The 17,706-nt window shown below is 71.9% G+C and carries 24 protein-coding genes; 19 read left to right on the top strand and 5 right to left on the bottom strand.

Annotated features, from left to right (window positions below):
* Positions 1-124 precede the first annotated feature (124 nt).
* The 15 genes from ACWD4U_RS24265 (at position 125) to ACWD4U_RS24195 (ending at position 11,407) form a co-directional block, all read left to right on the top strand.
* Positions 125-547, top strand: coding sequence for a hypothetical protein (locus ACWD4U_RS24265; RefSeq protein ID WP_363456350.1), 423 nt, complete (start codon positions 125-127; stop codon positions 545-547).
* Between the two features lie 86 nt (positions 548-633).
* The gene (locus ACWD4U_RS24260) at positions 634-1,050 is read left to right on the top strand and encodes a hypothetical protein (RefSeq protein ID WP_363456353.1); all 417 of its coding nucleotides are present in this window, start codon (positions 634-636) and stop codon (positions 1,048-1,050) included.
* A gap of 138 nt (positions 1,051-1,188) precedes the next feature.
* A complete protein-coding gene (locus ACWD4U_RS24255; RefSeq protein WP_363456356.1) occupies positions 1,189-1,878 on the top strand; it encodes a hypothetical protein in 690 nt (229 codons plus the stop codon).
* 88 nt (positions 1,879-1,966) lie between these two features.
* Complete coding sequence (locus ACWD4U_RS24250; protein ID WP_363456358.1) at positions 1,967-3,025, top strand: hypothetical protein; 1,059 nt, start codon at positions 1,967-1,969, stop codon at positions 3,023-3,025.
* A gap of 136 nt (positions 3,026-3,161) precedes the next feature.
* Positions 3,162-3,977: a deazapurine DNA modification protein DpdA family protein gene (locus tag ACWD4U_RS24245; protein WP_363456360.1), complete on the top strand. Its 816-nt coding sequence runs from the start codon at positions 3,162-3,164 to the stop codon at positions 3,975-3,977.
* A 132-nt stretch (positions 3,978-4,109) separates the two neighbouring features.
* Positions 4,110-4,412 (top strand): hypothetical protein, encoded by a 303-nt coding sequence (locus ACWD4U_RS24240; RefSeq protein WP_363456362.1) that lies wholly within the window; start codon positions 4,110-4,112, stop codon positions 4,410-4,412.
* On the top strand, positions 4,409-4,870 hold the full coding sequence (locus ACWD4U_RS24235; RefSeq protein ID WP_363456364.1) for a hypothetical protein: 462 nt from the start codon (positions 4,409-4,411) through the stop codon (positions 4,868-4,870). Before ACWD4U_RS24240 ends, ACWD4U_RS24235 begins: the two co-directional genes overlap by 4 nt.
* Positions 4,871-4,976: 106 nt before the next feature.
* Positions 4,977-5,360 carry a hypothetical protein gene (locus ACWD4U_RS24230; RefSeq protein ID WP_363456366.1) on the top strand — a complete coding sequence of 128 codons (384 nt, stop codon included), beginning with the start codon at positions 4,977-4,979 and terminating at the stop codon, positions 5,358-5,360.
* Between the two features lie 111 nt (positions 5,361-5,471).
* Positions 5,472-6,002 carry a hypothetical protein gene (locus ACWD4U_RS24225; RefSeq protein ID WP_363456369.1) on the top strand — a complete coding sequence of 177 codons (531 nt, stop codon included), beginning with the start codon at positions 5,472-5,474 and terminating at the stop codon, positions 6,000-6,002.
* A complete protein-coding gene (locus ACWD4U_RS24220; protein ID WP_363456372.1) occupies positions 5,999-6,502 on the top strand; it encodes a hypothetical protein in 504 nt (167 codons plus the stop codon). Before ACWD4U_RS24225 ends, ACWD4U_RS24220 begins: the two co-directional genes overlap by 4 nt.
* 137 nt (positions 6,503-6,639) lie before the next feature.
* Positions 6,640-8,076: a DNA cytosine methyltransferase gene (locus ACWD4U_RS24215; protein ID WP_363456374.1), complete on the top strand. Its 1,437-nt coding sequence runs from the start codon at positions 6,640-6,642 to the stop codon at positions 8,074-8,076.
* Between the two features lie 155 nt (positions 8,077-8,231).
* Entirely contained in the window at positions 8,232-8,438 is a 207-nt protein-coding gene (locus ACWD4U_RS24210; RefSeq protein WP_363456377.1) for a hypothetical protein, read from the top strand.
* Complete coding sequence (locus tag ACWD4U_RS24205; protein WP_363456380.1) at positions 8,435-8,863, top strand: hypothetical protein; 429 nt, start codon at positions 8,435-8,437, stop codon at positions 8,861-8,863. Before ACWD4U_RS24210 ends, ACWD4U_RS24205 begins: the two co-directional genes overlap by 4 nt.
* Positions 8,864-8,949: 86 nt before the next feature.
* Positions 8,950-9,768, top strand: a complete 819-nt coding sequence (locus ACWD4U_RS24200; RefSeq protein WP_363456383.1) for a hypothetical protein — start codon at positions 8,950-8,952, stop codon at positions 9,766-9,768.
* 223 nt (positions 9,769-9,991) lie between these two features.
* On the top strand, positions 9,992-11,407 hold the full coding sequence (locus tag ACWD4U_RS24195) for a hypothetical protein (RefSeq protein WP_363456385.1): 1,416 nt from the start codon (positions 9,992-9,994) through the stop codon (positions 11,405-11,407).
* A 51-nt stretch (positions 11,408-11,458) separates the two neighbouring features.
* Here ACWD4U_RS24195 and ACWD4U_RS24190 read toward each other — a convergent pair whose 3' ends face one another.
* Entirely contained in the window at positions 11,459-12,430 is a 972-nt protein-coding gene (locus ACWD4U_RS24190; RefSeq protein ID WP_363456388.1) for a hypothetical protein, read from the bottom strand.
* A 176-nt stretch (positions 12,431-12,606) separates the two neighbouring features.
* Between ACWD4U_RS24190 and ACWD4U_RS24185 the strand changes: the two genes are divergently transcribed.
* The 4 genes from ACWD4U_RS24185 to ACWD4U_RS24170 all read left to right on the top strand — a co-directional run bounded on the left by ACWD4U_RS24185 (position 12,607) and on the right by ACWD4U_RS24170 (position 15,435).
* Positions 12,607-13,638, top strand: a complete 1,032-nt coding sequence (locus ACWD4U_RS24185; RefSeq protein WP_363456391.1) for a hypothetical protein — start codon at positions 12,607-12,609, stop codon at positions 13,636-13,638.
* A gap of 200 nt (positions 13,639-13,838) precedes the next feature.
* Complete coding sequence (locus ACWD4U_RS24180; RefSeq protein WP_363456394.1) at positions 13,839-14,753, top strand: replication-relaxation family protein; 915 nt, start codon at positions 13,839-13,841, stop codon at positions 14,751-14,753.
* 21 nt (positions 14,754-14,774) lie between these two features.
* On the top strand, positions 14,775-15,014 hold the full coding sequence (locus ACWD4U_RS24175) for a hypothetical protein (RefSeq protein WP_363456397.1): 240 nt from the start codon (positions 14,775-14,777) through the stop codon (positions 15,012-15,014).
* Complete coding sequence (locus ACWD4U_RS24170) at positions 14,995-15,435, top strand: hypothetical protein (protein ID WP_363456400.1); 441 nt, start codon at positions 14,995-14,997, stop codon at positions 15,433-15,435. The genes ACWD4U_RS24175 and ACWD4U_RS24170 overlap by 20 nt, the downstream gene beginning before the upstream one ends.
* 98 nt (positions 15,436-15,533) lie before the next feature.
* On the opposite strand, the gene ACWD4U_RS24165 is transcribed toward ACWD4U_RS24170, so the two are convergent.
* The 4 genes from ACWD4U_RS24165 to ACWD4U_RS24150 all read right to left on the bottom strand — a co-directional run bounded on the left by ACWD4U_RS24165 (position 15,534) and on the right by ACWD4U_RS24150 (position 17,566).
* A complete protein-coding gene (locus ACWD4U_RS24165) occupies positions 15,534-15,932 on the bottom strand; it encodes a hypothetical protein (protein ID WP_363456403.1) in 399 nt (132 codons plus the stop codon).
* 151 nt (positions 15,933-16,083) lie between these two features.
* Positions 16,084-16,377, bottom strand: coding sequence for a hypothetical protein (locus ACWD4U_RS24160; RefSeq protein ID WP_363456406.1), 294 nt, complete (start codon positions 16,375-16,377; stop codon positions 16,084-16,086).
* Positions 16,377-16,868: an ATP-binding protein gene (locus ACWD4U_RS24155; RefSeq protein WP_363456408.1), complete on the bottom strand. Its 492-nt coding sequence runs from the start codon at positions 16,866-16,868 to the stop codon at positions 16,377-16,379. Before ACWD4U_RS24155 ends, ACWD4U_RS24160 begins: the two co-directional genes overlap by 1 nt.
* The gene (locus tag ACWD4U_RS24150) at positions 16,865-17,566 is read right to left on the bottom strand and encodes a hypothetical protein (protein ID WP_363456411.1); all 702 of its coding nucleotides are present in this window, start codon (positions 17,564-17,566) and stop codon (positions 16,865-16,867) included. The genes ACWD4U_RS24155 and ACWD4U_RS24150 overlap by 4 nt, the downstream gene beginning before the upstream one ends.
* Positions 17,567-17,706 lie beyond the last annotated feature (140 nt).

Genomic DNA, 17,706 nt, shown 5'->3' with positions numbered 1-17,706 from the left:
CACCCCACGAAATGAGCAAGGTGTGATATAGTTCTCTTGTTGGCGGGCGGAGGGGGCGGCTCCCCCTCCGCCCGCCGACACCCCTTCGAACCAGCAGCGGCCCCAGCCGCAGAACGGAGCCCCCGTGAACCAGCCCACCCCTAAGAGCCCTGCCGACGCACCGGCCGGGTCCCAGGATGCCGAGACGGCGGAGGTCGCCGCGCTTCGCGCCCTGGCCGCTTGGGGCATCACCGCCTACACCGACGACGAGAGCATGATCGGCGGCTCCAGGAACTCATGGGTGGTGGTCGACTACGACCAGACCCGCCCGGACTCACCGTGCGAGCCGGACGGCCCTTACGCCGTGCTCTACCTCTACAGCGACGCCGACGGGGAGGAGATCACCGTCGAACGGGCTCCGCGCCCCGGCGACGCTTGGCACGCGCACAGGGGAGACGGAACCGGCGCCGAGTACGACCTGCTGGCGCGCCCCGCCGACCGACTCGGCGAGTGCATCGACGCCATCGCCGAGTGGATCACTGCGCCGCCAATCGTGACTCAAGCATGATGCAGTTCTCTCATTGAGAGGCTGGGGTGACTCCCGCCCGCGCCCATTCGAACCAGCAGCAGCCCAGACCACAGAACGGAGCCCCCGTGAACCAGCCCACCCCCGCCGACGCCTCCACTTACCCGAACGTCACCCCTCCGAGGAAGATCAACGGTTGCGACGTCATCGCCGTCGTCGACGGGGCCAGCATCATCGAGCACCCGCGAGGGTTCATGGTGTACCGCGTCGTCCGGATCGGAACCCGCGCAACCCACGAGGGCGCCGCCGCGCTGGCGCGGAAGACGAAGCCGGCGGCGGAGCAGGCGACCACCGGCACCGAGACCGCGGCATGGTGCCAGCACCGCGAGCACGCGCTCGTCACCTACAACCCCGAGCTGGACATGTCGCTCTGCCGCTGCGGCGAGCGCCAGGAGTCCGGCGAGCAGCCGATGGACTGGGGGGCGAAGCGGGAGATCTTCCATTCCTGCCAGCAGGACGGGCCGTGCCGCTGCTACCTGCCGTGAGACCGGGGCGGCGGCACCGCCGCCCCGCAACACCTCCTCCAGACTTTCGTCGACGAAACCAGCCGAGGCGGCACCGCGGCTCCGCACCATCCCCCTTCGAACCCACCGGCGGCCGAGCAGCCCCGGAGAGGAGCACCCATGTCCGGATTCCCGCGCGCCCGGATCGCGGAACTCGTCGCCCTGCTGGGCGCACCGTGGCGACTGGACAACTGCCCGTACAAGCGGGACGACGAGTGGCAGTTCGTGACGGACGGTCGCGGCCGGGGCTTCTGGCTGCGCATCGACCGCCGCCAGCTGGACCGGGAGCCGGCGAATCCTCACGGCTACCGGGTGACCGTCCGGGGTCGGTACCCGAAGATCCCGGGCCACTTCTTCAGCGACAAGGGTCGCCCCGAGATCGGGTTCGACCTGTCACGCCCGCTGGGAACGCTGGCCAAGGACATGCGGCGGCGGTTCCTGCCTCAGTTCGAGGCGGCCTACTCCCGGGCCGTGGACGAGCTCCACGCCCGGACCTCCGCCGCAGAGAAGCGCGCGGCGGTGGCCAGGGCGCTGCTGGACCGCTTCCCGCAGCGGGGCTGGGAGGGGGAGGTGCGCGCCGGGGTGCACCGGGTGTGCGTCGACCTGGAGCCGCACCCGGGGGCGAGCGCCGAGCTGGAGATCAGGCAGGCCGGCGAACTGGTGGACGTCCAGCTGCGCAACGTCGACCCGAGGGATCTCGACGTGCTGTGGGCGCTGTTCGAGCACCGGCAGGCCGAGCGGATCGCGGCGGCGTACGGCACGCCCGCCTCCGTGGACCTGACCACGCTCGACACCGTGGCTTCCGCATGATATAGTTCTCTTGTTGGCAGGCGGTGGGGGTGGCTCCCCACCGCCGGGCCGACACCCCTTCGAACCAGTCCGATCCGAGGAGCTGACCATGCCGCGCAGCACCGCCCCCGCCGCCGAACCTCAGACCACCCCCGCCGAGAAGGCGTCCGAGCCGCCCCGGCCGACGTACGCGGTGCTGAACGCGGTGATCTCCGACGGCCGGGGCGGGGAGGAGGTGCTGCGCCTGGCGATGCCGTCCGAGCCGTTCGGCACCGCCGCCTGGCAGATGTGGACGGTCGGCCTGTACCTCGCCCGCCTGCACCGCCACCAGGTCCAGCCCAGCGCGGCGACTCTGCACGCCCACCTGACGTCCGGCGTGGTGCCGTTCCCCACGCCGACGATCGGGTTCCCGTACGGGCCGCTGCACGACTCCCGCCCGACCCTGATCCTCGACCTGGAGCTCGGCCCGCTGGACGCCAGCGGCTGGCCGAAGACCTCCCTGGTCGTGGTCGAGCAGGACACCAAGCCCTACGGCGGCTTCACCCGCCCCCGACGCTTCCGCACCCTGCGGGCCACCGTGAAGGCCGTCCGGGAGGAACTCGACGACGAGTGCTCGCGCCTGGCCGGACAGAAGGAGCAGCGGGAGCTGTTCGCGTTGGCGGTCAAGCTCTGCGAGCAGGCCGGCACGATCCAGCAGCGGGCGCTGGAGAGCGCGTCCCCGCTGCTCGGTGGGGCCGTCCGGGAGGGCATGCAGGCCGAAGGGGAGGAGCGGGAGCGGCTGCTGCTGGAGCTGGAGGAGTTCTGCGGTCAGGACGCGCCACTGCCCGACGACGCGGCCTCGGAATCCCCGGTGCAGACCGTCACCGGGCACCTTGAGCGGGCTTCGGAGGCGCTGGCGGACGGTACCGCCCGGCTGTACATCCGGCTGGCCGGGGCTTGTGGCACGGCATCCTGGCGCGCGGACCGGCCCTCCGTGGTGATCTGCACCGCCCGGGGCGCGGCGGCGCGGGCGGTGCTGGCACTGAAGCCCGAGGCGGCCGTGGTCGTGGTCGGCCGGGCAAGCACGGCCGTCTACCAGCACGCGGGGGACATCCGGCGCCGGACCGACACCTTCGAGGTGCTCCACATCGGCGTGGACCTCGCGGCCGAGGCTCCCGCGGCGGCCTGACGACCACCGCTCCACCCGGCCGGTGCGGCACCCGCCCGCACCGGCCCCTCTCCGCACCCCCGGGCGGCGTCCGGCCCGGCCGTTCGGCGCGCCTTCGACGCCCCCGCGAACCCGCCCCCTCCCGAAGGAGGACGCCATGAGCCCGTCCGCCCCCGCCATTGCCGACCGCACCACGTTCTTCCTCGGCGCCCCGCCTTCTTGGGCCAAGGACTCCCCGGTCCCGCTGATGCTCTCGGTGAACGCCCTGGCCAGGTACCGCAGCCGGGGCGAGCGGTTCCCGTCGGCCCGGTGCCTGTGGGCGCTGGACAGCGCCGGGTTCTCGCAGATCGGCGAGCACGGGGAGTTCCTGCTGGACCCCGACGAGTACGGCGGCATGGTCTACCGGCTGATGGACGACTTCGGCGCCCCGCCGGTGTTCGCGTCGGTGCAGGACTGGATGACCGAGCCGCAGATCCTCGCGCGCAGCGGGTTCGGGCTGCGCCGGCACCAGGAGTTCACGGTCGACTCGTACCTGTACCTCACGGAGCAGTTCGACCGGGCCCCGTGGATTCCCATCCTGCAGGGCCAAAGCGTGGAGGACTACGTCGAGCACTGCCGGATGTACGAGCGGGCCGGGGTCGACCTGGCCCAGGCGTTCCGGGTCGGGGTGGGATCGGTCTGCCGCCGCCAGGGCACCCGGGCCACCGGCCACATCCTGGCCACCCTGGCCGGCCGCGGGTACGCCCTTCACGGCTTCGGCATCAAATCGGATGGTTTGGACCGTTACGGTCACCACCTCGCCAGCGCGGACAGCTATGCCTGGTCATTCGGGGCGCGGCGGCGCAACATCCGGCTGGCCGGCTGCACGCACCGGGGCGTCGACTGCCGCAACTGCCGGACCTACGCCATGGCGTGGCGCAGCGAGGTGGTCGACAAGCTGAGGACTCCGAAGCAGTTGACCCTGGCCGTGTGACGGCACCACCAGGGCGGAGCGGAATTGCGCTCGCATTCATGGCTTAGACATGATATAGTTCTCTAGTTGGCCAAGGGTGGCACCACCTCCGCCCGACCCCTTCGACCGATCCGACCCACCCCCGGAGAAGCCGTGAAGACAAGACCGATCACCTGCGATTCCTACGCCTACACCCGCCGGCGGGGCGCTTGCGGCTCGCTCGCCGTCAGGCTGCTCACCGTCACGTTCGAGGAGCGCCGCACCCAGCGGCTTCGCCCGTGCGACCGCCACGCCGACGGCGCGTACGAGGACTTGGCGGACCGCCTGTTCGCCTACCTGCGCCACACCGGCGTGACCGAGAGCAAGATCCACCAGAAGACCGAGGCCGTACCGCCCGCAACGGGGGCGGCCGACGCCGCACACAAGAGCCACCGACCCGGAACGGGAGCACCGTGAACACCACCGACACCGCCGACCTCGACGGCCGCGACACCGAGTACCTCGCCGCCTTCTGCTCCGGCGCCCTGATGGAGGCCGTGTGGTGGGAAGCGCGGCCCACCCCCGGCGACCTGGACACCACCCCGGGCCGGGAGTGGGAGGACGTCGAAGTCCTCGACCTCACCCTGGAGAGCCTGCCCGCCGAGCAGGGCCGGCAGCTGCTCGCCGCCGCCGTCCGGTTCGTCGACGCCCACCCCGAACTCGCCGCCTTCGACCTCGACCCCGTGGACGTCGGCAGCGCATGGTGGATGGCCCACCGCGGACCTGACGGCATGCCCGGGCTCGACTTCCGGACCTTCAAGGCCGCCATCCCCCCGGAACTCCGGGACCGCATGAACGACCACGCCCGGCAGGACCCCTGCCAGTTCGGCTCCGTGGAGCTGGACGAGGCCACCGGCAAGGTGCGCTTCACCTGATCAACACGCTTGCGTGCGTGAATGAGAGCTGATATAGTTCTCTCATTGGGCGGATGGCTCCGCCCGAACCCTTCGAACCGCTACGACCTCCACAGGAGCACTGACCATGTCCGACCAGACCGTCGAGGCCACCCGCGCCTTCATCGCCACCGCCACCGCCGAGCAGGTGGAGCTCATCGCGGCGGCGCTCCGCTCGCGGCGCCTCACCCTGCGCCCCGCCCCCGCCGACGCGGCGGCCACTCGAACGTCGTCCCTGGTGCAGATCGCCCGCCCCGGCGACCGGGTGAAGATCGACCGGATCCGGCCGCAGTACCTCAAGGGCCTGACCGGCACGGTGATCCACGTCCGCGTGAGCCGCGTGAACATCGAGCTCGACGCCGAGTCCACCCGGAAGCTGGCCGCCACGAAGCAGACGCGCTTCGAGATCCCGGCGGGGGCGACCTCCTACGTGATCGAGGGCGTCCACCCGAGCTCCTACGACATCCTCTGACGGCGCATCGGGAGGCCCGGCCGGATTCCCCGCCCGGGCCCCCTCGCGGGGCGGCGGCCCACGCCGCCGCCCCGGCACCCCGCCGGACCCACCGAGAGGAAGCGCTACGCCATGACCATCTCACCGCCGCCCAACCCGCACGACGAGCCAGCCCGCCACCTCTACGCCCGGCGCCGGCTCTACGAGCTGGACCCCAGCCCCGCCACCCAGACCGATCTCGCCGACGCCCTGGCCTTCGACGCCGCGTACGTGGTGCGCTCCGCCTGGAGCGACGCCCGCCAGATCGACGTCGTCCTGCGCGACGGCAGCCGGTTCGGCCCGCAGCCCGCCTTCGCCGAGCTCCGCTCCCAGAGCGCTGTGCTGGTCGCCCCGACCCAGCTCCGCTACCTGTGGCCGGAGGACGGGCGGGCGCTCGCGGACGCCCTGCAGTCGCTGTACGCCGCCGTCGAGCTGGCCGGCCGCAACGAAGGCGACCCGGAGTCGTGGGCCGCCCGGTTCGCCGCCGCCAGCACGGCACCGGCCGCCGCCGACAGGCCGTGGAACATCGCCGGGGTGGCCGACCACCCGGGCCGGTACACCCTGACGCTCCCCCCGCCGCAACGCCCCGCTGCGCCCAGCCAGACATCCGGGGGCACGTCGTGAACACCCTCACCAGGGACCTCCCCTGGCGCGGCGCCCGAGCGATCATTTCGGTGCCGCCCGCCGCCGAGCAGCTGGACCGGATCACCGCCTGGTCGACGGTCCACGTGGAGTACCGCATCCCCCTGGTGCTGGAGTTCTCGCACGAGCGGTCGCCGACGGGCGGCGCCTGGCCCCTGGCGTGGGCCCGGAGTCGGGATGGCGCCCGGGCCGACAGTGCCTCGGCCCGCAAGGCGCTCCAGGTGCTGCCGCCACTGATCGCGGACGCGCTCGCCAACCCCGAGCTTGAGGACGACCTGACGCGGATGCGGGAGGAGTCGCTGCGCATCCAGGCCGGCCACGCCTACGGGCGGGTGATGCAGGCCAGGCGGGAGAGCACCGAGGCGGCCCGGAAGCTACGCAAGGCCGACGCGGAATACCGCGCATTCGGCCGGACGGAGCTGGAGGGCATCGAACTGCACCGCTCGGCCGAAGCACGCCTGCGGGCGGTATGGGGCCGTTGACCGGCGGCCCCAGGACGGCAAACCCGCTTCCATTCGGGCATGAAGCCTGATATAGTTCTCTTGTTGGCAGGCGGTGGGGGTGGCTCCCCGCCGCCGGGCCGACACCCCTTCGAACCTTCCGACAGGAGACACAGCCCATGACGCTCAAGGTGTTCGACGAGTTCGCCGGCGCTGGCGGTACGAGCCAAGGCGTGCACGCCGTCCCCGGGACGGAGCTGATCCTCGCGGCCAACCACAACCCGCAGGCGGTCGCCACACACGCGGCGAACTTCCCGCACGTGGAGCACTTCGTCGAGGACATCGCCCGCACCGACATCACCAAGTTCCCCTCCGCCGACGTCTTCTGCTCCTCCCCCAGCTGCCCGCCGTGGGCCGACGCCCGCGGCCAGCGCCGGGACTTCGACAAGTCGACCCAGGGCGTGCTGTTCGGGGAGAAGGAGCCGGACCCCATGATCAAGCGGGCCCGGGCTCTGATGGAGGAGGTCCCCCGGTACCTGCGGGCGATGAACCTGCGCGGCACCCCGGTCCTGGTCGGCATGGTCGAGAACGTGATCGAGGTCCGCAAGTGGGCCGAGTGGGACCGCTGGATCAGGGAGATCAAGGCGGAGGGCTACGAGGTGAAGGTGATCGCCTTCAACTCCTCGCACGCCCGGCCGGTGCGCTGCCTGCCCGCTCCGCAGTCCCGCGATCGGGCTTACGTGGCCTACTGGCACAAGAAGCTCGGCCGCCGGCCCGACTGGGACAAGTGGCTGCGCCCCCGCGCTTACTGCCGCGCCTGCGACAAGATGGTCGACGCTCTGCAGGTCTTCAAGAAGCCCGGCGACGACATGGGCAGCTACGGCCGCCACGGCCAGTACTACTACCGCTGCCCCAGCTCGGCCTGCCGTCACAGCATCGTCGAGCCGGAGGTCCTGGGCGCCGACAGCATCATCGACTGGAGCACCCCCGGCACCCGGGTCGGTGACCGCTCCGAGCCCCTGGCCGACGCGACCCTGGCCCGCATCCTGGCCGGGCTGCGCAAGTACCGGCCCCAGCCGGTCGCCGAGGCCGAGGACGCGCTGCTCGCCGCTCCGACCGGCCCCGCGCAGCCGGAGCTGGGCTGGGAGCCGTTCATCGTGCCGCTGCGCGGCGGGGGCGACAAGGGGCGCTTCCGGCCGGTGACGGTGCCGCTGACCACGGTGACCGCGAGCGGCAACCACCATGGCCTGGTCACCGCACCGAACGAGCAGATCCAGCGGCTGCTGGTGCCGTACTACACCAACGGCCGGGCCCGGCCCGTCACCGACCCGGTGGGCACCATCACCACCAAGGACCGGTGGTCGCTGATCACCCACCAGCTCCTGGACGGCTGCGAGATCGACCTCGACGACGTCCTGTTCAGGATGCTGACGCCCCGGGAGATCGGCCGGGCCATGGCGTTCGGCCACGACTACGTCGTGCTGGGCTCCGCCAAGGACCAGGTCCGCCAGTACGGCAACGCGGTCACCCCGCCCGTCGCCGAGCTCATCATCTCGGCCCTGGTCGAAGCCGTCACCGGCGAGCCGCTCCGGCGCGACCTCGCGCTCGCGGCCTGACCCGCACCGCCCCGGCCGGGGGCGAAGGCTGCAACCAGCCCTTCGCCCCCGGGCCCACCGGCCTGCGGCGCCGATCCCCGCAGCACCGACCACCCACTTCCGCCGGGGGCGGCCCGCACCGCCGCCCCCGGCCCAGCCCGACAGAACGGAGCACCATGACCCAGCAAGCCCCCGAGGCGGCCGATCTGACCGCCGCCGTCGCCCTGCTCCACTCCCGACTCTCCGGCATGCAGGCCGCGGAGGGATACCTCAACGGCGGCGACACCGCAGGCATCGTCGACGAGTGGTTCACCGAGATCGGGATGCCCCTGCCCGACGTCCCCGAGGACGGCGGGGACAACGACGACCAGGAGGAGCGGTGACCCGGCGCCGGGCCGCCGCCCGGCGAAAGGCGGCGCCCGGCCCACCCCCGGCCACCGAGCGGGCGGTCGCCGATGTCCTGGCCGCCAAGGGATGGCAGCCGGCACCGGCGCCCGAGGACTGCGGCCCGGACGACGAAGGCGACTTCGCGCTGCGCGAAGAGCCGGCAACCGAGGAGCGCCCGTACGACAGCGTCGTGCTGTGGTGCCTCACCGACAACTTCGTCAGCACCCTGGCCGCGATGATCGGGGTGCTGGAGGAGTCCGGCTACACCGCCGAGGACGCCCCGGACGTCGACAGCGTCCGCGTCCGGCCCGCCACCGCCAGTGAGACGAGCGAACGCGAGGCGCTGGCCCGCGAGCGGCTCGCCCCGCTGGCCGCGCTGCTGCTCCCCGAGCCGTCCGCCGGCCCCGACACCCTGTTCTGAGCCGCACCACACCCGTGCCGTGCCGACGGCTGGCCCCGTCGGCACGGTCCCCCTTCGAACCGAGATCCCACCAAGGAGACAAAGTCATGCGCCTGACAACTCAGTTCCGCGCCGCCGAGGAACTCGCCGCCGCCACCGCCAGCCACCTGCCCACCCGGGCAGGCAGGTCCTGGCACCCGGCGCCGGGCGCCGAGCTGGACGGCCTGGCCGCGGCAGGGCTGACCGACGGCACCCGCACCCTGCTGCTCACCACCAGCCCCTGCGGCACGGTCAAGATGGCGGCCTGGCCCGCCGGCTGCGCCCCGCTGAAGGCCGCCGCCGTCCCCGGCCGCCGCGTCCACCCGCGCCATCTCGCCGCAGCCGCGGCCCGCCACCACCTGCCCGCCGCCGACCGGGCGACCCTCGCCGCCGGACCGGGCACCGACGGCTTCGCCCGCCGGCGGGAGCTCCGGTACGAGCTGTGCTCCAGCCCCCTCGCCCCCGAGCGCCGCGCCGTCACCGACACCGAGGCCGGCGACTTCAAGGTCTGCTGGAACCTGGACGGCACCCGGATCACCGCGGCCCCCTCCGGCGACCACGCCGTCGTCGTCCGGGCCGAGCGCCTCCGACTCCCCTACGCCGAGCGCCTGCTGCGCCTGGCCCTGGACGGCCGGTCCGCCGACGACCCCACCGCCGGAGTCTGCGGGGCAGCCGCCCGGCGCCTGGCCGCGGCCTGGCCGCTGCTCCCCACCAACACCCAGGCCGCGGGCACCACCCGGCTCACCTCCCGCACCGGCCTGCCGCACGCGCCGCACGCGGAGATCACGCTCGCCCCGGGCCTGGGCGGCGCCGACAGCGCACGAGTCGACCTGCGCCTGCGCGGCGGCACCGACCTTGCCCTGCTCGCGCTGGCCGCGCTGCGCTGAACACCCCGGGGCGGCGGCCAGCCGGCGCCACCGCCCCGCACCCCCCGCACCAGCGGAACAGCTGGAATCCATGCAGGTCAGGAGGCAAATCCCGCACCCATCATGCCCATGAGCTGATATACTTCTCTAGTTGGTCCGGTTGGCGCCGGACCTCCCCCTTCGAACCGGCCGGGCACCTCGGCGGCAGCCGCCGCCCGGAGTCCCCTCACCATGTGGAGCGCCGATGTCCATCAGTCAGCTCACGCTGTTCGCCCCCGAGAACGCCTTCCCCGAACCTGCGCCCTGCGACACGACCGTCCTGTGCTGGGGGCTCGGCGCGGACTCCACCGCGATCCTGGTCCGCATGCTGGAGGACCCGGTGGCCTTCGGGCTCCGCCCCGACCTCTCGGACTTGATCGTGATCAACGCCGTCACGGGAATGGAGTGGTCCGACAGTGTCGAGCTGGCCGAGCGGTACATCCTCCCGCTGCTGCGCGCCAAGCGCGTCCGGCTGGTCCAGATCGCCCGCGGCGGCCACTCGATCGCCAAGGACGGCATCGAGATCCTGACCGACACCCGCACCCCGACCACGATCCGCACGAGCGGGGAGTGGAGCCTGCTGCTCGACCTGCAGCTGTCCGGCACCATCCCGATGCGCGGGGGCGCCAGGCTGTGCTCCGTGCACAGCAAGGGAGAGCCGCTGGACCTGTGGTTCGAGCTGTACCTCACCGGTAGCTACCGCCACATCATCGGTTTCGAGGCCGGCGAGACCGGGCGGGCCCGCGTCGACACGTCCTACGGCAAGACCGGCCGCAACCCCTGGTATCCGTTGATCAACTGGGGTTGGGATCGACCGAAGCTGCTGTCCTACCTGCGGGAACGCTTCGGTGTGACATGGCCCAAGAGCTACTGCTGGGCCTGTCCGTACCCGACGTCCGCCGGATCGCTGCCGGACCACATGGCCCGCGCCGCACTCTTCCCCGAGCAGATCGTGGAGGCCGCGCTGCTGGAGTACACCGCCCAGGCCCTGAACCCCCTTTTCACGCTCTACGCCAACTCCTCGCTGCGCCAGCAGCTTCACCTGGCCGGCAACACCCGGGCGCTCGACCTCCTGGCCGCCCGCCTGGACGCCGAGCCGTGGAGCGTCTATGAGGTGCGGCGCGTGCTCACCCCGGGCCGCTCCGCATGGTGCCGGAGCTGGCACGGGCCGCGCTGCGCGGCCTGCCTCGCCTACGAGCTGCAGCACGGCGAGCCGCGCCCGCGGTGCAAGGCGTGCCGCGGCCTGCCCAAGCAGTCGTGCACCCGGCGGGTTCCCGGCTGCTACGACCCGCAGCGCAAGGGGACGGTGTGGCGCTCGGTCCGCCGGGTCGGGATGCTCCCCCGGCACCTGGCGAAGGCCTCGCTCGACCGCTTCGCCTCCGTCCCAGGCCGGGAGCTGGCGCACACCGCGAGCGTCGTCGACGGCTACGCCTTCGGTTTCGACCGGGTGGTCACCCTTCAGCGAGGTGAGCACTTCCCCGCGGTCGAGCAGCAGTTCGTCACCGCCCCGGCCAGCGTGCCCAGCAAGGCACGCGATGGCTTCGAGACGGCGTGGAGGTCGGCGCGGGCCGCTGCGCCGTCGGCCCCCGCGCCGGGTGCGGCGCTGCTGCCGGTCGCCTGAAGCGGCGTCGGGCCGGACGGCTCCTCCAGCCGTCCGGCCCGACGCCGTTCGTCAGCTCTCACCCAGGTCGGCGGCCACCGCCTGCTGCACGAGGCTCCCGGTCAGCGTGGCCACGGTCGCGGTGCCGCGCTTGCTCGCGGTGGTCTCCGGCGGGAGGGCGCGCACCACCACGACGTGCACGCGCACGTCGGCGATCTCGAAGTAGGGCGGCCAGAAGCCGGCAGGGCCGTCGCCGTCGACCTTCAGGACGCGGTCGGTGAGGTTGAAGACGACCAGGTAGCCGGTGTGCTTGCCGTGGTCGACCGCGTATTCGTAGACCTGGCGGACGCCCTTCGCGAGGTACTTCAGGTCGTTCTTGAACAGCTTGCCGTCCAGGACGATCGGGTCCCAGGTGTCGAGCTCGCCGACCAGGTCCGGTTCCCCCGAGGCGGAGCGGACCTTCGCGTAGGTGACGTACTCGCCGTCCAGGAACAGGAACTTCTGCAGGTGGTCGTTGTAGAGCTCCTCGCCGGTGGTGGTGCGGGTCAGGTACTCGACATGGAGTGCGTCCCGCTCGAAGGTCTCGGTGACGTAGAGGTAGCGGCGCAGAGCGTGGGTCACGCTGCTGCGGCGCTGCAGCTGCTCCAGGAGCCAGACGAACAGGGGGGTGAAGGCGTCGTTGGCCATCTGCCGGATCCAGGTGTCGATGTCTCCGCCCGTGCGGCCGAAGATGTCGACGGCCTTGTTCTCGGCCTCGTCGGCGCGCAGGCTGCTCAGCAGCTCCCAGCCGAGCAGCGCCCGGCCCTCTTCCGTGGCCGTCGGCCAGACGACGCCGAGTTCGTCCTCGCACTCCCGGAGCCACTGGTCCACCGGCGGCGGTTCCTCGATCCGGCGGGCTTCGTCGAGGATGCCGACCAGGGCCGGCTGCTTGCGAATCCAGGCTGCCGCGTACTGCACCTCCTGGCCGAAGTTCTGGCGCCTGGCCTGGGTGACCAGGTTGTGACGCTGGATGAGGCCGTTCTGGAGGTTCTCGTTGAGGCGCATCGCGTTGTCCTTCCACCGACTTCGACCCGACGAGAATGGCAGAAGTCCGAGCCGTTCGATCACGGCAGGTCAGAGCCCTGACGGGAGGCGCGAAGGGGGTGGCGGGCGCGGTTCCGGCGACGGTGTGCAGAAACAACGAGTACCGATCATGGTTTTAGTGCGATACCGTTGTCTTGTTGCCACCTGATCGGGCCGGCCCCACCCGCTACTTCACCGAGGACTTCGACATGATCCCCGCCAACCGCACCACCGCCGACACCCCCCGGGCCGCATCCCTCATGGGCGTCAGCACGGGTACCTTCACCAACACCCGCCGCTGGGAGAAGCTCCGCGCCCAGCCGATCAGCCGGCCCGGCGCCAAGACCCGCTTCTGGGACGAGGAGCAGCTGCTCGCCGCGGTCGAGGAGCGCGAGATCCCGCTGATCACGCCGGCGAACCCCGACGAGGTGTACAACCTGGCAGTCGAGGACGAGTCGGTACTGGAGCTGCTGCGCGACTTCCTCACCGGCTACCTCACCGGCTCGGGCAGCTCGGCCCCGGTGGCCGACGGCGCCCGGATCGCGCCGGCCGCGGACACGGGCTTCGACCGGGTCGAGGTGTTCAGCGTCTTCGCCGCCGACGAGGTGCCCGAAGCCGCGGAGGACGCGGTCGTCGACGTGAACGTCAAGCTGGTCGCGTACAACGAGAAGGGCGCCTGGCCGTTGAACGCCCAGCTGCGCCTGGAGTTCACCGGCGGCCGTTGGGTCGTCGCCGCCCTGGCGCGCGAGGACGAGGACGACCTGTTCGACCTCGAGGAGGCCTACCTCCTGGTGCCGGAGGACCGCCGGCCCACCATCTCGACCTGGCGGACCTACGCCACCTCCACCAACCGGAAGAGCGCGAGGCTCACCTCCATCCCGGAGGCCGACACGGTGGTCCACGGCGTGAAGCACTGGAAGCGCTCGACCATCACCAATTGGGACCAGCACGAGCGGTTCCTCCTCGGAGAGGCAAAGGCCGGAGGCCGGCCCGTGGGTGTCGTCGAGACCGCGCCCCGCCCCCGAACCGCGCCCCGGCACGTGCTGGCGGCCGAGCGCCGGGCCAAGGTGCAGAAGATGTTGGCCGAGGACCCGAATGTGTCGCCCGCAGCGGTCGGTGAGGCGCTCGGCGTCAGTGCCGAGCGGGGCCGGCAGCTGCTCAACGAGGTCAAGGGCGGCTCGGGCCAGTGATTCCTTGATGCCCCGTCAAGGGTGGGCATCAAGGAATCCGCCGTCGCCGACAGGCCGTCAAGGCACCGCCGACTACGCCTTGACGTGCGACGTTATCGAATCGTGCCCTACGCCCGTACCTCCATCAAGGGGTGCGTCAAGGAGTCCGGGGTTGTCTGTGCCGACCGCACACGCGCCTGAGATTCGAGAAGGGGCCCGGCGTGATCGCCACCACCGAGAGCCACAACGGACACAACTTCGACCGGCAGGCTCTGGCCCTGCTCTTCCAGCACCGCCTGGTCACATCGGAGCAGCTGCGGGAGTTGCTCGGCCCGTTCAAGAACCCGAACTGGGCCAACAAGCGCCTGGCCGGCCTGCACAGGAAGGGCCTGACCGACTACGTCACCAAGCCGGTCTTCGGGGGCGGCCGACTGCGGACCTGGTTCCTGACCGATGCCGGCCGGGAGGTTGCGGGCGAGTTCAAGGAGCTGAGGAACATGAGCAGTCCGCCGCCGAAGCTCGACGCGGACCGGGCGCTGCTCAACTCCGACCACACGCTGGACGTCGTCAGGACGCACGTGGAGTTCGTCCGGGACGCCCGTCGCCGCGGCGACGAGTACGGACCGCGCGACTGGGTGCCGGAGATCTACCACCGGCTCTCCGAGGCACGGCGGGACGCCCTGATGCCGGATGCCGTGATGCGCTACACCGCCACCACGGTCGAGGGCCGGGTGCACCTGCGCGCGTTCGTCGAGCTGGACCGGTGCACGGAGGTGAGCGAGCAGCTGACCTCGAAGCTCACCGCCTACGCCCGCTTCTACGAGCTCACCCCGATCCCGCTGCGCCTGCGCGGCACTACCGAGGCCCAGGGCGCCCCGCCGGCCTGGCAGGACTTCTACCCTCTCTTCCCCCGGCTGCTGTTCGTCCTGACCAACGGCTCGGAGACCACGATGCGCAACCGGATCGAGGACCTGCAGCTGGCCGCCGGGGACAACGCCCGGGTGGTCAACCTGCTGCGCAACGTCCCGGCCGGGGCGGCGACGCTCCGGGACATCGAGGAGCACGGTCCGTCGGCGCCCGTGTGGAGCCCGCTGGCCGACGCCGAGCGCCCCCGGTGCGGTTGGGCCGACCTGTAACGACTGCCGAAGGAGGCTTGTATGCCACGGTTCACCAGCATCGGCTACGCCACCGCGGCATTGTCCGACGGCGGTATCCGGTACTACCTCGTCCACGGAGAGTGCGCCGACGTCGTCTTCGTGACCCCGGGCGAGGCCGACAGCGTTCAGCTCTTCGGCTCCCCGTGGCCGATCCGCCGGACCGAGTTCACCACCATCACCGTACGTCCGGGCGAAGCCGGACCGACCGAAGGAGACCCCGATGCTCGCGCTGCAGATTGACCCGGCCGGTCCGGTTGTCGAGATCGAGCTGCCCGACGATCCGGCTCTGCGCCAGCGGGTCCTGGCCACCCGCCTCGGCGGGAGCCCGGATCGGGGTGTCTACCACCGGCAGGCGCTGATGTGGCTGCACGGCAACGCGATCGGCGAGGGCCTGCCGCCGAACGTGGTGGCCACCGCGCTGGCCAGCGCTTGGCGCGGGATGGACATCGGGGCCAGCTACTTCCTCCACGGCCGGGTCATCGTCACCGGCGCCGTGGACGGCCACGCCGACTGGCTGGAGGAGGACCTGGCCGGCCAGGTCCGGGAGGTGGACCAGGTGGTCGCCGAATGTGCGCGGGCCTGGGCCACCACGCCCCCGGCGTCCAACGAGGCGGCCTGGGCGGAGATCGTCCGCGCCGTTCTGGCGCCCCAGCCGCTCTGACTGCGGACCAGGCCGGAACCGGCGGCCGGTAGAAACGGAACGACAGAGGCCTGGGTGGACTCCCCAATTGGGGAGTCCACCCAGTTGGGCTGGCGGTCTCAGCGGGGCGGCTCGGCCAGCCCGGTGGTCGAGGGATCGAGGTGGGACGGTTCTTCGCTGGCGAAAAGGGCCGCGCGCAGCCACTGGGCCGAGGTGAGCGTGCCGTTCACCTTCGGCCAGTGGGCCCAGTGGACGGGTGAGCTGCGCGACTCGCATGCGGGTTCGGGGTCGGGGACGTCGAGGGGGTGCCCGTCCCGCAGGAGCTCGGCCAGCGGGTGGAGGGGGACCCAATCCGCTTCCTGGTCGGGCGGTATGAGCCAGACGGTCTGTGCGACGCGGGTGTCGTGGAGCACCGGCCCGATCCGGTGGGCGCTCGGTCCGTGGAGCGCGGACTCGAGCAGGGGGAGCCCAATTCCGGAGGGCAGGGAGATCGCGTTCCAGCGCACGCCGGTGGGCATCGGGACCAGGTGGTCCGGTTCGGCCAGCCACCGAAGGAAAGTACGGTCTCGCCGCGGCGTGCCTAGGACGCTGGCCAGCCAGATACCGGGTGGCATGGCGGCGGCCTGGGCGTGGTCGGGGTGCCGGCGCGGGCGGGGAAGGTCCACCGGGCTACCGCCGGGCGGGGGTGGTGAGCACGGTGTACTTGTCGACCGTCTCGAAGGACTGCACGGGGATGACGACGGTGGTCCCCTGCGCGTTCAGGTGCAGTATCCGTCCTCCGCCTGGCCGCCAGAGCATGTTGGTGACCTCGCACGGCCAGCCGTCGACGCTGATCCAGGACCCGATGGTGACTTCCTGCTGGCCGACGGGGCGGGGGGTGAGCAGGGTCCGGCCGTCGGAGAGTCGGAAGCCACTGGGCAGCTTCTCGGCGACGTTGGCCATGGTGGGTCTGGGCGGGGCCATCACGATTCCGTTCGGTTCGGTTCGGCGCGAGCGACGGGGAGCGGGCACTGCGCCCAGACGGCCTTGCCGACGGGCAGGGGGTGCCAGCCCCAGCGGTCTTGGGTGATGCTGTGGACGAGGCCGAGTCCGAGTCCGCCTTCCTCCTGGCCGGGCTCGGTGGTGTCGAGCATCGGTCCGTCCGGGCTGGGGTCGGTGACGACGATCAGGACGTCGTCACCGTCCAGCATCAGCAGCAGGCCCATGTCCACCGGCTGGCCGGGGGGCGTGGCGTGCTTGAGGACGTTGGTGACCATCTCGGTGACCACCACGGCGACGTCGGCGAGGGCGCGCGGGTCGGCCGGCCGCCCCTGGGAGGCCCGGGCCTTGCGGCAGTAGTCGACGGTGCGCCTGCGCAGCTGGGGGACGTGCTCGTGGGACAGCTTCTCCACCTGGTGCTTCCAGGGGGCGGGGGCGCAGTCGGTCTGTTCCTTGAGCGGGGCGGGCGACGTCACGGCGCCTCCTTGTGGTGCGGCCACCCGGCGAAGGCGGCGAAGTGGTCGGCTGTGGCGGGCGGCCGGGGGGAACGTGGCGGGCGGGGGGCCAGCTCCGCGGGGGCTTCCGCGAACAGGGCGCGGAAGGAGTGGTGGAGGGCAGTGGCCAGGGTTCCGGCGTAGGTGAGATCGCCGCTTCCGTCGGGCGCGTGGTGCCAGCGGGACTTGCGGGCGTCGCTGCCGGGGGCGGGGCACGGCAGGACCGTGTCGTTGTCGGCGGTCAGGTGCGCGGTCAGCGTCGTGCCCCAGGGCCACGGTCCGCGGGGGGTGTCGAAGACTCCGGACAGGAGGCGCTCCCAGCTGACCGTCAGGCGCGGCACCCAGAAGAGGATGTTGGTCTCGGTGAGCAGGGTGGGGCCGGGCGCGGCGTTGGCGGCGCCGAGCGCCTGGAGGGCTCCGTCGCCGAGGCGGATGTCGGTGCTGATGACGTGCCAGGAGCTGCCCGGCGCGATGCGCAAGGGTGCCAGGCGGTGCGGGAGGCGCCAGGCGGCCAGGCAGGCGGCCGGGTCGGCGCTGGTGCGGGCCAGCCAGTCCCGGCCCTTGGCCTCCGAGGCGGGGGTGGCGGGCAGTATCGGGAGGGGGTCGGCTTCGTGGTGGGAGCGGTCGGCCGGTGCGCGCGGCGCGGTGGGCGGTTCCAACAGAGCGGTGATGTCGTTCATCGGGCTCCAGCCACGTCGTGTGGGCTGCCGGGAGGGCAGGTCGGCGCAGGCGGACATCGCCTAAAGCGATCATCCGGTCACCTTGAGCTAGCACCCTCCACTGTGCTCGCTAATTAGCGAGTCGTCAATATCGCGATTCG

This window comes from Kitasatospora sp. NPDC002522 (genome assembly GCF_053595195.1).
This window is presented reverse-complemented; position numbering and strand designations above follow the sequence as displayed.

Coding starts and splice junctions, on each gene's coding strand:
- ACWD4U_RS24195 (WP_363456385.1), top strand. CDS start 9,992: ATGTCCATCAGTCAGCTCACGCTGTTCGCCCCCGAGAACGCCTTCCCC.
- ACWD4U_RS24165 (WP_363456403.1), bottom strand. CDS start 15,932: ATGCCCACCGGCGTGCGCTGGAACGCGATCTCCCTGCCCTCCGGAATT.
- ACWD4U_RS24170 (WP_363456400.1), top strand. CDS start 14,995: ATGCTCGCGCTGCAGATTGACCCGGCCGGTCCGGTTGTCGAGATCGAG.
- ACWD4U_RS24225 (WP_363456369.1), top strand. CDS start 5,472: ATGACCATCTCACCGCCGCCCAACCCGCACGACGAGCCAGCCCGCCAC.
- ACWD4U_RS24210 (WP_363456377.1), top strand. CDS start 8,232: ATGACCCAGCAAGCCCCCGAGGCGGCCGATCTGACCGCCGCCGTCGCC.
- ACWD4U_RS24255 (WP_363456356.1), top strand. CDS start 1,189: ATGTCCGGATTCCCGCGCGCCCGGATCGCGGAACTCGTCGCCCTGCTG.
- ACWD4U_RS24175 (WP_363456397.1), top strand. CDS start 14,775: ATGCCACGGTTCACCAGCATCGGCTACGCCACCGCGGCATTGTCCGAC.
- ACWD4U_RS24250 (WP_363456358.1), top strand. CDS start 1,967: ATGCCGCGCAGCACCGCCCCCGCCGCCGAACCTCAGACCACCCCCGCC.
- ACWD4U_RS24230 (WP_363456366.1), top strand. CDS start 4,977: ATGTCCGACCAGACCGTCGAGGCCACCCGCGCCTTCATCGCCACCGCC.
- ACWD4U_RS24200 (WP_363456383.1), top strand. CDS start 8,950: ATGCGCCTGACAACTCAGTTCCGCGCCGCCGAGGAACTCGCCGCCGCC.
- ACWD4U_RS24215 (WP_363456374.1), top strand. CDS start 6,640: ATGACGCTCAAGGTGTTCGACGAGTTCGCCGGCGCTGGCGGTACGAGC.
- ACWD4U_RS24150 (WP_363456411.1), bottom strand. CDS start 17,566: ATGAACGACATCACCGCTCTGTTGGAACCGCCCACCGCGCCGCGCGCA.
- ACWD4U_RS24190 (WP_363456388.1), bottom strand. CDS start 12,430: ATGCGCCTCAACGAGAACCTCCAGAACGGCCTCATCCAGCGTCACAAC.
- ACWD4U_RS24160 (WP_363456406.1), bottom strand. CDS start 16,377: ATGGCCCCGCCCAGACCCACCATGGCCAACGTCGCCGAGAAGCTGCCC.
- ACWD4U_RS24245 (WP_363456360.1), top strand. CDS start 3,162: ATGAGCCCGTCCGCCCCCGCCATTGCCGACCGCACCACGTTCTTCCTC.